The 14,248-nt window shown below is 38.4% G+C and carries 15 protein-coding genes and 1 rRNA gene; 1 reads left to right on the top strand and 15 read right to left on the bottom strand.

Going from position 1 to position 14,248, the window contains the following annotated elements; genetic code table 11:
- Positions 1–53 precede the first annotated feature (53 nt).
- The 5 genes from rsmA to metG form a co-directional block, all read right to left on the bottom strand.
- Complete coding sequence (rsmA, locus tag MLOOGBEN_RS27865; RefSeq protein WP_179161502.1) at positions 54–932, bottom strand: 16S rRNA (adenine(1518)-N(6)/adenine(1519)-N(6))-dimethyltransferase RsmA; 879 nt, start codon at positions 930–932, stop codon at positions 54–56.
- Positions 925–1,485, bottom strand: a complete 561-nt coding sequence (gene rnmV, locus MLOOGBEN_RS27860; RefSeq protein ID WP_179161501.1) for a ribonuclease M5 — start codon at positions 1,483–1,485, stop codon at positions 925–927. The genes rsmA and rnmV overlap by 8 nt, the downstream gene beginning before the upstream one ends.
- Before the next feature lie 195 nt (positions 1,486–1,680).
- Complete coding sequence (locus MLOOGBEN_RS27855; protein WP_179161500.1) at positions 1,681–2,859, bottom strand: resuscitation-promoting factor; 1,179 nt, start codon at positions 2,857–2,859, stop codon at positions 1,681–1,683.
- A 237-nt stretch (positions 2,860–3,096) separates the two neighbouring features.
- Positions 3,097–3,864 carry a TatD family hydrolase gene (locus MLOOGBEN_RS27850; protein ID WP_179161499.1) on the bottom strand — a complete coding sequence of 256 codons (768 nt, stop codon included), beginning with the start codon at positions 3,862–3,864 and terminating at the stop codon, positions 3,097–3,099.
- Between the two features lie 115 nt (positions 3,865–3,979).
- A complete protein-coding gene (gene metG, locus MLOOGBEN_RS27845; RefSeq protein WP_179161498.1) occupies positions 3,980–5,947 on the bottom strand; it encodes a methionine--tRNA ligase in 1,968 nt (655 codons plus the stop codon).
- 480 nt (positions 5,948–6,427) lie between these two features.
- Here metG and MLOOGBEN_RS27840 point away from each other — a divergent pair, with 480 nt between their 5' ends.
- Positions 6,428–6,712, top strand: a complete 285-nt coding sequence (locus MLOOGBEN_RS27840) for a transition state genes transcriptional regulator AbrB (protein WP_045515586.1) — start codon at positions 6,428–6,430, stop codon at positions 6,710–6,712.
- A 46-nt stretch (positions 6,713–6,758) separates the two neighbouring features.
- On the opposite strand, the gene rsmI is transcribed toward MLOOGBEN_RS27840, so the two are convergent.
- The 10 genes from rsmI to rrf all read right to left on the bottom strand — a co-directional run.
- On the bottom strand, positions 6,759–7,637 hold the full coding sequence (gene rsmI, locus MLOOGBEN_RS27835; RefSeq protein ID WP_179161497.1) for a 16S rRNA (cytidine(1402)-2'-O)-methyltransferase: 879 nt from the start codon (positions 7,635–7,637) through the stop codon (positions 6,759–6,761).
- A gap of 18 nt (positions 7,638–7,655) precedes the next feature.
- Positions 7,656–8,396 (bottom strand): tRNA1(Val) (adenine(37)-N6)-methyltransferase, encoded by a 741-nt coding sequence (locus tag MLOOGBEN_RS27830; protein WP_179161496.1) that lies wholly within the window; start codon positions 8,394–8,396, stop codon positions 7,656–7,658.
- A 62-nt stretch (positions 8,397–8,458) separates the two neighbouring features.
- The gene (yabA, locus tag MLOOGBEN_RS27825) at positions 8,459–8,830 is read right to left on the bottom strand and encodes a DNA replication initiation control protein YabA (RefSeq protein ID WP_179161495.1); all 372 of its coding nucleotides are present in this window, start codon (positions 8,828–8,830) and stop codon (positions 8,459–8,461) included.
- A gap of 12 nt (positions 8,831–8,842) precedes the next feature.
- Positions 8,843–9,670: a PSP1 domain-containing protein gene (locus MLOOGBEN_RS27820; RefSeq protein ID WP_179161494.1), complete on the bottom strand. Its 828-nt coding sequence runs from the start codon at positions 9,668–9,670 to the stop codon at positions 8,843–8,845.
- Positions 9,663–10,670 carry a DNA polymerase III subunit delta' gene (holB, locus tag MLOOGBEN_RS27815; RefSeq protein WP_179161493.1) on the bottom strand — a complete coding sequence of 336 codons (1,008 nt, stop codon included), beginning with the start codon at positions 10,668–10,670 and terminating at the stop codon, positions 9,663–9,665. Before holB ends, MLOOGBEN_RS27820 begins: the two co-directional genes overlap by 8 nt.
- Positions 10,671–10,701: 31 nt before the next feature.
- Positions 10,702–11,031 carry a cyclic-di-AMP receptor gene (locus MLOOGBEN_RS27810; RefSeq protein WP_045515592.1) on the bottom strand — a complete coding sequence of 110 codons (330 nt, stop codon included), beginning with the start codon at positions 11,029–11,031 and terminating at the stop codon, positions 10,702–10,704.
- A 128-nt stretch (positions 11,032–11,159) separates the two neighbouring features.
- Positions 11,160–11,792: a dTMP kinase gene (gene tmk / locus MLOOGBEN_RS27805; RefSeq protein WP_179161492.1), complete on the bottom strand. Its 633-nt coding sequence runs from the start codon at positions 11,790–11,792 to the stop codon at positions 11,160–11,162.
- Positions 11,793–11,813: 21 nt separating this feature from the next.
- Entirely contained in the window at positions 11,814–13,253 is a 1,440-nt protein-coding gene (locus MLOOGBEN_RS27800; RefSeq protein WP_179161491.1) for an aminotransferase class I/II-fold pyridoxal phosphate-dependent enzyme, read from the bottom strand.
- Between the two features lie 282 nt (positions 13,254–13,535).
- Positions 13,536–13,751, bottom strand: a complete 216-nt coding sequence (locus MLOOGBEN_RS27795) for a sigma factor G inhibitor Gin (protein WP_179161490.1) — start codon at positions 13,749–13,751, stop codon at positions 13,536–13,538.
- Between the two features lie 410 nt (positions 13,752–14,161).
- Positions 14,162–14,248 (bottom strand): 5S ribosomal RNA (gene rrf, locus MLOOGBEN_RS27790); the annotation flags it as partial.

Raw genomic sequence — 14,248 nt, 5'->3', positions numbered from 1 at the left:
AAGTTAATGTGAATGACGAGTTGTTAATCGAAAAAAAATAGACCTAAGAAGGTCTATTGAAAATAGGTATATAATTCATCACTCAATTTTCCAAATTCCTCAACGGAAAGAGTTTCCCCTCTTCTCGTTGGGTCAATTCCAGCTGCATTTAATGCACTTATGATTTCTTCTTTCTTTTGTTTACCATCCTGAAGTTGACTAGTTAAATTATTTAGTAGTGTTTTTCTCCTTTGTGCAAAGCTCGCTCGTGTTACTTGGAAAAAGAATTTCTCATCTTTTACGATTACTGCTGGCTTTTCTCTTCTTGTTAAGCGGATTACAGCCGAATCTACATTTGGCTGAGGGACGAAAACTGTTTTAGGGACAATCATAACCGTCTCCGCCTTTGTGTAGTACTGTACAGCGATGGAAAGCGATCCGTATTCCTTTGTCCCTGGCTTGGCTGAAATGCGGTCTGCGACCTCTTTTTGAAGCATACACACGATACCTCGTATTGGAATCTGTTCCTCTAGCAGCTTCATAATAATCGGAGTTGTCACGTAGTATGGGAGATTGGCAACAACCATAAGATCAACAAAATTTTTAAATTCTGTATCTATGACCTCCTGAACGTCTGCTTCTAGTATATCCTTATGGATAACCTTTACATTTTCATACGGTGAAAGAGTGTCCGATAATATCGGCAGTAGTCTTTGGTCGATTTCAAAAGCAACCACCTTTTTACTCCTGCGGGCAAGCTGTTCTGTCAGCGCACCAATACCAGGGCCAATTTCAATCGCCCCTGAATTTTCACCTATCTCTGCAAAGTCAACAATTCTATGTAAGATATTTGTATCAATTAAAAAGTTTTGGCCCAAACTTTTCTTAAAAGAAAATCCATATTTCTCAAGGATGGCTCGTGTTCGTATCGGTGTAGCAATGTCTTTATTCATTTTTTTCCTCCTGTATCACAACTGCGAGTGCCTCTGCAAATTCCTGCCTGCTAATTTGAAACATCATCAATCTTTTATAAAGCTGCTTCCCATTGGTATAACCAATTTTCAAAAGTTTTCCCAATAGGATCCTTCGCTCTTTTGAGCCTGCTCCCCCAATGAGTCCCGCTGTAAGTAAGTCCTCTTGTGTGATTTCCTCTTTGATCGTATCTGACATGATTTGTGCATCTCTTAATGCGTTTCTTATTGCTTCTAAAGAGGCATGTTCAACACCCAGGCCTTTTCCATTTTTAGCAATTGCGACTTCTTTCGGCAAAAATGCATGTTTCGCGCCAGGTACTTTGTCAGCAATCGTTTTCCTGATTTTTTCACCTGGGTAGTCGGGGTCTGTAAAGATGATTACCCCTCTCGTTTCTTGTGCTCTTTTGATTTTTTCGATGGTTTCTTCATTAATGGCAGAACCATTGGTTTCAATCGTATCTGCATCAACGGCTCGTTTAATCGTGGTGGTATCGTCTTTTCCCTCCACCACAATAAATTCCTTAATCTTCATTATTTCCTCCGTACATGATTAATAAAAAATAAAAAATTTGAAAAATAAATGAAACATTTTTGTAATGTCATTCGTCTATATTAACAAATGTCTTCATATTATGAAGTAAATACCTTAATCTACTCGTTGTAAGTATAATGAAAATTAGAGAAAAAGCAAAATGCAGAGGCTGATTAAACCTCTGCAATGCTAAGCTTATTGTAATATTTTGATTTTTACCTTTCTAACTCCCCAGCGGAAAGCCTCCGCTTTAGTTGGAAAGAAAACATCAATTTTGTGTCCTTTTATTGCGCCGCCTGTATCAGCTGCTACAGCATAGCCATAGCCTTCCACATAAACCTTTGTCCCCAGTGGAATCACACGAGGATCGACAGCAATTATCTTTGCATTTGGATTGGCACGTAAATCAAATCCTGTTGCAGTTACCCCTGAGCAGCCATTACAATAGGCTGTATAGGCAGTAGTATTAACATAAAACTCAGTTCCAGTTTCTGCTCCACGGGAAACTTGAATATCTAATTCCTTCGTTCCAACAGCCACAACTTTATCGAGTTTCTCTCTAAGACTCTGCTCACTAATTAATTTTCTTGAAACTTCTTTACCGTTTTCCAAGATGACTTCATATTCTCTTGAAATAAGCCCCTGTCTGCCATCTTTAACAGTTACTTCTTTTCCTTTTTCTAAATTCTCATCTTTCTTGGTGATCATGGCAAAGTGAACTGGTTCTTCCACTACATCGGTGACTTTTTCTACGCGTATGACGTTAATGACGTCATCCTTTTTCACTGTCTCTGATAATGACGGTTCAACTCGGTCAAATTCATTAAGTTTAATTCCCTGTTGTGTTAAAAAGTCAGCGACCGTAGCCGAAGTGGACCATACTTGCTGCTCTTTTCCGCCGTCAACTAGTGTAAGATGAAGAGCTAATTTAATGCTGATTTCCATCTTATTTTTAATCGATTCCTGCGGTCTAGGTGAAATTTCATCCTGGTCGTTCAATACAATTTTCTGCTCTTTTAGGAGCTCAGCGACTGTACCTGCTGTTGTCCATATCGTTTTTTTCTCGTTGTCTTGGACCATTTGAACCTGTTTGGCTTGCTTCCAGACAATTTTTTGATTGTCTTTCACCTTTGCATCAGCTGAAGGTGACAAGTAGTCTTTTGAGTTTAATGATATACCCTGTTGAGCGAATATATCCTTAACCTTATCGGCATGTGTTTTTATAACTTTTTGCTGTCCGTTAAGAGTCAATGCAACGGTATACTTAGATCCTTCATAGTATGAAAAACCAAGAAGTGCTGCTAAAACTACAAAACTAGCAAAAGTGATTGCCAACCTCTTTTTACTCAAAGACTTGGAAAACAGGTTTTTCATGTTTTTGAATACGATGAAAAACGCCTCCTTCTCTCGGAGAGATTATTGAGAAACATGTTGTCGGCTGTCAACCCTTGCATTTGTTGTGAACGTATTTCCTATTATGCATATAGTTAGGAAATTTGCAAAGGGAAACTTATCGACACGGTTATCCTATGAGGAAAAGGAGACGTGTAGAACTTTAAGTTATAGTAAAAAATTTGGACAAGCTTCTAGGAACTTCGACAAGGTTGGCTATCAGTTTATGTCGAATAATTTTTTTGCATTAGCAGTTGTAACTTCAGCAACTTCTTCCAATGATATGCCTTTAATTTCAGCAATCTGCTCTGCAACTAGCTTTACATATCCCGGTTCATTGCGTTTTCCACGGTAAGGATGCGGCGCTAAATACGGGCAGTCTGTTTCAATCAACAGTTTTTCTAACGGAACGACCGCTGCCACTTCTTTGGGTTTTTTGGCATTTTTGAACGTAACCGGACCTCCTAGTGAGATAAGAAAATTCATTTTTAGACATTCTAAGGCAACTTCAGGACTACCACTGAAGCAATGCATGATTCCTCCAACTTCAGCAGCATCCTCCTCTTGTAAAATTTCAACAATATCCGCTGTTGCTTCTCGGTTATGAATCACAATCGGAAGTTTTACTTTCTTAGCCAATCTGATTTGCTTTCGAAATACTTCCTTTTGGATGTCTTTTGGAGACTTGTCCCAATGGTAATCCAGCCCCATTTCACCTATTGCCACTACTTTTGGATGGGCAGCTAACTCTTCTATCCAAAGCAGATCTTCATCTGTCATATCAATAGCATCTACAGGATGCCAGCCAACGCAGGCATAGATAAATTCATACTCTTCTGCTAGTTCCATTGCCCTCTCAATCGTTGGTCGGTCGAACCCAACCACTGTCATATAGGAAACACCTGCAGCTTTTGCCCTCTCGATAACTTCCTGCAAATCCTCATCAAATTGTTCTGCGTTTAAATGGACATGTGTATCAAATAACATGACTACTTCTCCTTTGTTTATAAACTATGGTGGTGTCGAATGATTATGAGAAAAAAATAGAAATGTCTCGAAAATTGTTTCACGTGAAACATTAAGGGACATTTCTATCGTTAGATTATTTTACCTTTGAACCATTTGGAAGAGACTGATCAACTGTTGCCAGTGAGAGTTCTCCGTCCTTTGAACCTGCTAGTATCATTCCTTGTGACATTTCTCCACGCAGCTTTACTGGTTTCAAGTTCGTTATGCAAATGACTTTTCTACCCACTAAATCTTCAGGTTTATAGTATTGGGCAATACCTGAGACTACTTGACGTTTTTCATAGCCTAAATCCAACTGAAGCTTTAGAAGCTTATCTGCTTTTTTAATTGGTTCAGCCTGAATGACTTCTGCCACTCTCAAATCAATTTTCATAAAATCATCTATAGCGATTTCAGCAATTTCCTCAAGCTTTTCTTCCTGTCTATCAACCTGCTTCTCCTCAACAATTGGAGCAGAACCTCCCATTTTAGCACGGATAAATTCAACTTCTTCTGCAATTTCAAGGCGTGGGAACAACGGATTTCCTTTCGAAACCTTTGTTCCATTCGGAATAGCCCCAAAGGTGTCTAAGCTTTCCCAAGATTTAAGTTCCTCATCGTTAACACCAAGCTGTTGAAAAATACCATCAGGTGTCACTGTTAAGAAAGGCTGGAGAAGAATCGCTGTTCTTCTTAAGGATTCAGCTAAATGGACCATAACACTTGCCAGTTCATCTTTATTTTCTTCTGACTTTGCCAATGTCCATGGCTTTGTTTCATCTATATATTTATTACTTCTGCTTACTAATTGCCAAATGGATGTTAGCGCAACCGAAAACTCCATTTTCTCCATGGCTTCCTCATATTTAGCAACAGTTTCACGATTGACTTGAAGCAGTGCTTCATCAAATTCACCTGTTGAATCCGAATAAGCAGGAATGACTCCATCAAAATATTTCTCGATCATCGCCACTGTACGGTTTAATAGGTTGCCAAGGTCATTTGCTAAATCGAAATTAATTCTTTCAACAAACCCTTCTGGTGTAAAGACACCGTCAGCCCCAAATGGCACTTCTCTTAATAAGTAATACCGAAGAGCGTCAAGGCCGTAGCGATCAATTAATGTAACAGGATCTACTACATTTCCTTTTGATTTGGACATTTTCCCATCCTTCATTAAAAGCCAGCCATGAGCAAAAACCTTTTTAGGAAGTGGAAGATCAAGCGCCATCAACATGATTGGCCAATAGATGGTATGGAAACGTACGATTTCTTTACCTACAAGATGAACATCCGCTGGCCAATAATTCAAGTATTTACTATCATCATCTGTTCCATAGCCGAGGGCAGTTATATAGTTCGATAAAGCATCAATCCACACATAAATAACGTGTTTTGGATCGCCTGGTACCTTTACTCCCCAATCAAAGGTTGTTCTAGAAACGGCTAAATCCTCTAAACCTGGTTTAATAAAATTATTAATCATTTCATTTTTACGTGATTCCGGCTGGATAAACTCAGGATTTTCCTCATAGTATTGCAATAATCGATCAACATACTTACTCATTTTGAAAAAGTAAGATTCCTCTTTAACAATTTCTACTCCCCTGCCGCAATCAGGACAATTTCCATCAACTAACTGGCGGTCAGTATAAAAGGATTCACACGGTGTACAATACCATCCTTCATACTTGTCCAGGTAAATATCTCCCTGTTCAAGCAGTCTAGCGAAAATCTTTTCGACAATTTGTTTATGTCTCTCATCCGTTGTCCGAATAAAGTCATTATAGGAGATATCGAGCTTTTTCCATAAATCCTTAATCCTGTCCACAATTTCATCAACATACTGCTGCGGAGAAATTCCCTTTTCCGCAGCGACGCGCTGAATTTTTTGTCCATGCTCATCTGTTCCCGTTAAATACATAACATCAAAGCCGCGCATCCTTTTATAGCGTGCCATCGCGTCTCCGGCTACTGTTGTATACGCATGGCCAATATGTAAATTTCCACTTGGATAATAAATCGGAGTAGTAAGATAAAACGTTTTTAATTTTCCTTGCATATGGGACCCTCCTAATATAGGTACATTGACTTTTCTACTAAATCATTATAGCCTTTTTTCACCCTCTTATATCATCAAAATATACCAAAAATCAATAAATGTGCAACAAACCCAACTAAAATCAAAAGATTTATTTTATTTTTTTCTTTGCTCCCCCCATAAAAATATATATTCCTGTCGAAAATTATACTAATAGAACAAATGAATATTGTAGTTTTTTGTCGAATGTTACAACTACACTAAAAACACTATAATAATCCAACAATAGTATTAAAAATCTATTTCAGATGAATGATTATTCATTATTCATTGATATATCAACATTCTAATAAACTGATAAAATTTGCCATTACTTTTTACTATAAAATAATTGACGGAAATGGGAATGGCTGGTATTATTAATTTATAAAAATAATGTCGAATAATGACGAATAGATAGAAAAATAAATTAATAGGTTTATATTGAGAGGAGCTAGTAAAATGAAATCTACAGGTATTGTCCGTAAAGTTGATGAATTAGGCCGTGTGGTTATTCCAATCGAATTAAGAAGAACACTTGGTATTGCTGAAAAAGATGCACTTGAAATTTATGTTGATGATGAGCGCATCATCTTAAAGAAGTACAAGCCAAATATGACTTGCCAAGTAACTGGTGAAGTTTCCGATGATAACTTAGCACTTGCTGGCGGAAAACTAATCCTTAGCCGTGAAGGCGCTGAGCAATTAGTAAATGAAATCAAAAGTCAATTTGAATTAGTAAAATAATAAAACAGTAAGCTTCTCCTAAGAGGGAGAAGCCTTTTTTTGGATATTAATCGATATGGTAGGCCTGATACACTTCACGTTTGCTTATTCCTCGATCCATTGCGGTTTGCTTGATAGCTTCTTTTGAGGGGATCCCTTTTACACTAATGTAGTGATTTACATGTTCTTCTATCGACAAGGTTTCCCACCAGTTCATTTCTTCTTCCTTTAATTTACTCTCATCCGCACCTTCAATAATTAAACAAAATTCACCACGAATTTCATCCTGATTAGCCCACTTTATTATTTCCTCTAAGGTTCCCCTGATAAATTCCTCAAACTTTTTTGTTAACTCCCGGCAAATTGCTACTTTTCGATTACCAAGGACATCATACATACTCGTTAAGGTTTCTTTGAGTCGATGCGGCGACTCATAGAAAACAAGAGTTCCTGTTTGTTTTTTTAAGTTCTCTAACTCCGTTTTCTTTTCTTTTTTACTTCGGTTTAAGAAACCATAGAAATAGAAGGGCTGACATGTAAGCCCTGAGGCAATTAATGCTGGCAATGCTGCATTAGCTCCTGGTAATGGTACTACAGTTACCTTCTCGCTTATTGCAGCCTCTACAAGCTCATATCCTGGATCTGATATAGCCGGCATACCCGCGTCACTGACTAAAGCAATCTTCATACCTTCCTTAATCTTGTGAATGAGCTTCTCACCACTCGATTCTTTATTATGTTCATGATAGCTGACAACAGGTGTTTGAATTTCAAAGTAATTACATAGTTTTTTTGTGTTTCTTGTATCCTCAGCTGCAATCAGGTCTGCCTCTTTCAATATCCTTACAGCACGAAAGCTCATATCTTCAAGATTGCCGATTGGTGTTGGGACAAGATAAAGTATTCCCTTTTGCGTTTCGTTCTCAAAACTCTTTTGCTGCCACACTATAACCACCCGTTTCTTTTATTCTCCATATAAAATTCTCCTGATATCTGCTGTGTACTCCCCTTCTTCATTATAAACAAATAAGGGAGGAAGTATTTTTAAATCAGGACTGCCATCCTTTATTGCTTCAATTAGCAGGGTATTGGCTTCTTTCCCTGGCTTTGGGTACACAAACTGAATACGCTTTGGTTCAAGGCGATACTGACGCATGACCGAAATAATATCCATTAACCGTCCTGGACGATGGACAAACGCCACCTTGCCGCCTTGCCTCACTAATTGACTAGAAGCCTTTACAGCATCCTCTAATGTACATAGTATCTCATGACGAGCAATAGCTAGGTGCTCATTCGGATTCATTTCTTCTTTTGAAGGAGTCGGAAAATAAGGCGGATTACAGGTAACAACTTCAAACTTCCCATGTCCCAGCTGCCTGGGCACCTCTTTTATATCACCATGAATCATCTGAAGGCGGTCCCCGAGACTGTTATATTCAATACTTCTTACGGCCATATCATATAAGCGCTCTTGTATCTCCACACCAGTAATCTTCCCTTTTGTACGCGCACTTAGAAACAATGGGATCACTCCATTCCCACTGCATAAATCAATTATATTTCCCTTTTGAATGGGAACATAGACAAATCGAGCCAATAAGACGGCATCAAGAGAGAAGGCAAAAACGGATGGACTTTGAATGATCCTCAAATTTTCTGCAAGCAAATAATCAAGCCGCTCATCATCTTTTAAATTAACCACTGCTATCCACCTCGAAATTATATGTAAAAAAATGAGGCTGACCTAGGTCACCCTCTTCTAAGTTATTTCTTATTAAGAAAGGAGAGACAAAATAAGCAATCGCCTTCCTTACGCAAACTCCCAAAATGCAGATTACAAATGTGGAATCCTTCTTGGTACAGACGAGCAAGGTTATCATAGCCTTCACCGATGTCCAAAGTCCGATCGCCAGCAGACACGCGGGAAGTTGTCCCTTTTTTAACTTGCTCATTCTTCTTGTCTTTTTCCGTGGTTACATCTAAACGGCGTCTTAGATGTTCATTTTCAAGCTTTAAGTAATGATTCTCTTCTAGTATTTCGGCTAAATGCTGCTTTAATTCCCCGAGCTGTTGGTAAAGATGGCCAATTTGTGTTTCCATATTGCTTACTGATTCAAATATCTCTTTTTTATCCACGTCTCACACCTCTTAATCTGTGGATTGTATAGAAAAGGCACCCTCTTTAATGATTTCCTCCAATGTATACTCCAGAACTCGATCCTGTTCCTTAAGTTCCACCTGAAGTACCCGCTCTAATATATTTAATCCTACCACTTTTCCTCGGCCTTGAGGAGTTTCAATCATTTCCCCTAAATCAGGCAGCTGTGCTTTTGCTGCTTCATATTCATCATTTTCATATTTCAAACAGCACATAAGTCTACCGCATAAACCGGATATTTTAGTAGGATTCAATGAAAGATTTTGATCCTTTGCCATTTTAATGGAGACAGGGTCAAAATCGCCTAAAAATGTGGAACAGCACAACATTCTTCCACAAGGGCCAATTCCTCCGAGCATTTTTGCTTCATCTCGGACACCGATTTGGCGCAATTCAATTCTTGTCCGAAAAATAGCTGCTAAATCTTTTACCAACTCACGAAAATCAACTCTCCCGTCAGCTGTAAAATAGAAAATCACTTTATTTCGGTCAAATGTATATTCAACATCGACTAGTTTCATATCTAGTTGATGTCCATTTACTTTTTCATTACAAACATCATATGCTTCCTGGGCAGCTTGTTTATTTTCTTCTACAATCATTCGATCCTTATGATCTGCAATTCTAACTACCTTTTTTAAAGGCAGAACGACATCATGCTCCTCAACCTGCTTACGTGGGACAACAGCCTTACCGTATTCAACCCCGCGAACAGTTTCGACTATCACAAAGTCGTCCTTTTGAATTGAGAGATCTCCTGGATCAAAATAATAGATTTTACCCGCCTTTTTAAAGCGTACTCCTACAACATCATACAAATGAAGATCCCTCCTGCAAATTTAACACAAGCTCTTCCATCATTAGCTGTGGGTTCATATTGGCCTGCAGCTTCCTTTTTGCCTCGAGAATAGCCGACATTTGATCCGATAACCGCCGTCCGGATGTTTCAAGAGCATACTGCCTTAACACTTCACTTTCAGCTTTAAAGACGATTTGCTCCTGTTTATCTAATTGTATATATAATAAATCCTTAAAAATAAGAAGTAAAAGATCTAAACCACGATTAATCTGTTCTTTCTCTTTAAAGTGTGAGAACCAATCTCCTTGAAGGGTTACCATTGCTTCTAAAGGATTTTTTTTCAACACCTCATATAATTTTAACACTATTTTTTGAGCTTGTGCAAACCAATCATCGACATTTAATTCATATGCTTCATCAAGACTATTCGTCAACTGTGCTAATAATGGCGCCTTCATTGGATTTACGCCATTCTCAGTCAACTGATTAATCATTGATTGTGGAGATAATGGTTTAAATGATAAAATTTGGCACCGTGAAAGAATGGTTGGTAATAGCTGCTGCAGCTGCTCTGTTAATAAAAAGGCAGTTGTTTGTGAGTTTGGTTCTTCCAAAAACTTAAGCAGACTATTTGCAGCACTCACACTCATTTTGTCAGCATCGCTAATCATATAAACTTTTCTAGACGATTCTACCCCTTTTTTGGAGAACTCCTCCTGAAGGACTTGAATTTGCTGTTTTTTTATCGATAACCCATCAGGCTCGACCTTATGGACATCAGGATGATTACCGCTGTTAATTCGTCGGCAATTATGACATGTCTCACATGGTTTATAGCCCTCTATTAAGGAATCACAAAATAATGATTTTGTGATTAATAAAGCGATTTCTTTTTTCCCAGTCCCTCTGATTCCCTCAAGTAAATAGGCATGGGCTACACGATTCTTCAACAAACTGTTCTTTACCATTTTTAGCACGGCCGGCTGCAGCTCTTCTAATTGATCCCATGTTTTTACCAAGTTTATCACTCACTTACAAAGTAGTATCGTATTAAAAATGCATATATTGTTCAATTGGCAGTACGAAAACTGTAGCGCCGCCAACCTCAACTTCGACAGGATACGGTACAAAGGAGTCTGCATTTCCACCCATAGGAGAAACAGGTGCCACTAATTGATCGCGTGATTTACAGTTATCTTTAATGATTTGCAAGGCACGATCTACACGTATATCCTCTGTTCCAATCATAAAGGTGGTATTGCCAGATTTCAAAAAGCCACCTGTCGTTGCCAGTTTAGTTGCTCTAAAATTATTATCAACCAGTGCTTTTGATAACCGGTTGCTATCCTGATCCTGAACAACAGCAATGATAAGTTTCATCTCAAACCAACCCCTTCATCCACATTTCATTTGTCTTTCCTATATTATAACAGGTATTTGTCCTTCTCACATTGATATTCGAAAGAGGCTCCAATTGAAAATTGTCTCCAAAAATAAAAAAGCCTTATTCAGAAGGCTCCTCGTTGTAGTAATTTGCTTGTTAGTATTTCCATCGTTTTTATAAAGACGTCATTTACTTCGCCAGAAGCATCGATTTTCACGATTCTATCCGGAAATCTTTCCATTACTAGATGATATCCTTCTCTGACCTTATGATGGAAATCTATTTTTTCTAGATCAAGACGGTTCACTTCCCGCCCTTTATTTTTGTTAATCCGCTGTAATCCAAGCTCAGGTTCAATATCAAAATAGATGGTGAGGTCAGGCATCATTTTTTCAATCGCAAACTGATTAATAGAAAATACTTCATCAATTCCTAATCCGCGGGCATGACCTTGATACGCTAATGAACTATCGACAAAACGGTCACATAGGACCACCTTGCCATCCTCTAAGGCTGGCTTAACCTTCTCCACAAGGTGCTGCCTTCTGGCTGCAGCATAAAGCAGTGCCTCCGTCCGAGGATCCATTGCTGTATTGTCTTTATCTAATATTACCATTCTTATTTGTTCTGCAATATCAATACCACCGGGTTCTCTCGTTAATAATGCTTCTTTTAGTTCCTTTGCTACCATACTGATGATTGTTGTCTTCCCTGCACCTTCAGGGCCCTCAAATGTAATAAAATAACCGTTCTTCATCAAGAATAAACCTCCAAAATCTTAACTTGTCCTATATATGTCAATTTGCTTTTTATCTAGGAAGACGCCCCCTTGAAATCTGGCACCTGCATTCATTAACTGGGTAAGCAGATTTATTTTTCCCTCTGTAATTAGCTCACCCGTCAGCAAAAGAGGGCTGCCTGGCGGATAAGGAATGATGGTTTCCGCACTTACCTTTCCTGCTGCTCCCCCTATATCCACTACCATCTTTTCATAAAACGACCATTTTTCATAGGGTATCGCTAACTCAGAAATTTTAGCACAGCTACTTTGAAATTCTTCCTTTATGGAAAAACAGGGCAACTCCGCTAGCAGCTTCTTAATATTCCTGCCCGCTTCTACTAGTGGATAGACTTGATTTTCCTTCAATAATGGTAGAATCAATAACACATTATAAGGATCTGCCAACTCTGTATAAATACCTATCTCTTCGAATTTCTTTTGAAGTTCAAATCCGCTTAACCTAGATCTTGACTGTATGGTTACCTTTAATATGTCCCCTTGTGAGTCAGGATAGTCCAATACCTTAATACTAGGAATAGTAGACAGCTCTTTTTTAAAACGTGCTATTTCTTTTTGTAAGTATTCCACATCGCTGCGTTGGTAGGTTGCTAAATAATTCCTCGCTAGATCAAGTGAAGCCATGATGACGTAAGATGGGCTACTTGACTGAAGCATTTGCAGGTATTCTTTGACTGTGTTGCTGTTAACGAGATTGCTGTTTATATGTAAATATGAACCCATTGTCATGGCTGGAAGAGTTTTATGTGCTGATTGGACGACCATATCAGCTCCTAATTGAATGGCGGATGCCGGAAATGGTTCACCAATAATAAAGTGAGGACCATGTGCTTCATCTACTAATACAGGGATGTTATGAAGATGTGCAAGGTCAATAACATTTTTTAAATCATACACCATTCCATAGTAGTTCGGATAGGTTAAAACAATCCCTTTTGCTTCTGGATATAGGGAAATAGCTCTTTCAACTACTGCTGTGGAGACACCTGTTGCCGTCTTCCAGTCCTGATTATATTCTGGTTCTAAAAATACTGGGCGTGCCTTTGCTAGTTTTAGGGCATTTAGGACTGACTTATGACAATTTCTTTGTACCAGGATAACATCATCCTTCTTACAAAGTGATAAAATCATGGCTAGATTACCCACGGTTGATCCATTGACTAAGAAAAAGCTTTCCTTGACCTGATAAAGTGCTGCTAAGAGCTCTTGCGCATCTTTTATTGCACCTTCAGGGGAGTGCAAATCATCCAAGCCAGATAATTCCGTGGCATCGATTTTTAATATTTCCTGAAATAAATTTTCTGAGTGCTGGTGAAGAATAGTCCCCGACTTATGCCCAGGAACATGAAATGAAATGGGATTATTGCTTTTGTGTTTATGAAGTGCTTCGTATAATGGAATTCGATTTTGTTTATTCATCGTCATACTCCTTATAAGTCTCATTCATTTTAACAAAAAACGACATCAGCTACCCCTTTTTAGGCAAAAAAATAAAGCCCAGATGGACTTTTTATGAAAGGCTTTTTTCTCAAATAGTATTTCCTTTTGAAAGTAAACACCATTGATTGTGCATTATTTACATTAAGTATAGCCTAAATTAAAGAGAAAAGAGCCTACAAACTTAGTTCTAAAGCTCAAAACAGTTTATTCCACGTTAAAATCGGCTTTAAGATTTTAACAACAATCTTTATGAAAACAGCCTTATGAAAAAATTTCAGGTGTTGTTATTTTTTTTAGTTGTTTTAGATAGTATTTATATTTTGGATCATGTGTTTCTGTTTGAATCAGGTCTTCTTCGCAGTCTGTACATATAAATGAAGTATATAGATGTATCCCTTTTTGTTTTTGATTTTCGCAAATTACGCACGTCTCCTGGTAATGACTATGTGCTAATGAACTCAACCACACCACCTCCATACACCTATTCTTCCCAGTATCTCATAATTGTATACAAAATTTAGAATTATCCTCATCAGGGCATCCCTCGGTATATCTTATGTTGGTAATCGCATTTGGGTGTATGTCTAGTAACGATTTATTGTAAAACACTTCGTACTTTTTTGTAGGGTGTGATTTGGATGGTTGGCTATTAGGGTTGGGGAGTGTGGGGGATCTGGGCTTTAGCTTCTATTCGTTACCGTTTTCTCTAGAAGTGTTGCCTCACGGGCACGAATAGCTTCTATTCGTTACCGCCTTCTCTAAAAGTGCCGCCTCACGGGCACGATTCTCCGAGTATCGTTACCCTTTTCTCTAAAAGTGTCGCCGCACGGGCACGATAGTCCTTATGAACAACACAAAAAGCACAACCCTAAGGTTGTGCTTCGTTTGCCTGGCAATGTCCTACTCTCACAGGGACAAAGTCCCAACTACCATCGGCGCTGAGAAGCTTAACTTCCGTGTTCGGTATGGGAACG

The organism is Bacillus sp. EB106-08-02-XG196 (assembly GCF_013396335.1).
In the GTDB taxonomy this organism is placed as follows: Bacteria; Bacillota; Bacilli; order Bacillales; family Cytobacillaceae; genus Neobacillus.
This window is presented reverse-complemented; position numbering and strand designations above follow the sequence as displayed.

Coding starts and splice junctions, on each gene's coding strand:
- metG (WP_179161498.1), bottom strand. CDS start 5,947: ATGCAAGGAAAATTAAAAACGTTTTATCTTACTACTCCGATTTATTAT.
- tmk (WP_179161492.1), bottom strand. CDS start 11,792: ATGAAGAACGGTTATTTTATTACATTTGAGGGCCCTGAAGGTGCAGGG.
- MLOOGBEN_RS27795 (WP_179161490.1), bottom strand. CDS start 13,751: ATGGAGGTGGTGTGGTTGAGTTCATTAGCACATAGTCATTACCAGGAG.
- rnmV (WP_179161501.1), bottom strand. CDS start 1,485: ATGAAGATTAAGGAATTTATTGTGGTGGAGGGAAAAGACGATACCACC.
- MLOOGBEN_RS27840 (WP_045515586.1), top strand. CDS start 6,428: ATGAAATCTACAGGTATTGTCCGTAAAGTTGATGAATTAGGCCGTGTG.
- MLOOGBEN_RS27850 (WP_179161499.1), bottom strand. CDS start 3,864: ATGTTATTTGATACACATGTCCATTTAAACGCAGAACAATTTGATGAG.
- MLOOGBEN_RS27855 (WP_179161500.1), bottom strand. CDS start 2,859: ATGAAAAACCTGTTTTCCAAGTCTTTGAGTAAAAAGAGGTTGGCAATC.
- rsmA (WP_179161502.1), bottom strand. CDS start 932: ATGAATAAAGACATTGCTACACCGATACGAACACGAGCCATCCTTGAG.
- MLOOGBEN_RS27800 (WP_179161491.1), bottom strand. CDS start 13,253: ATGAATAAACAAAATCGAATTCCATTATACGAAGCACTTCATAAACAC.
- MLOOGBEN_RS27810 (WP_045515592.1), bottom strand. CDS start 11,031: ATGAAACTTATCATTGCTGTTGTTCAGGATCAGGATAGCAACCGGTTA.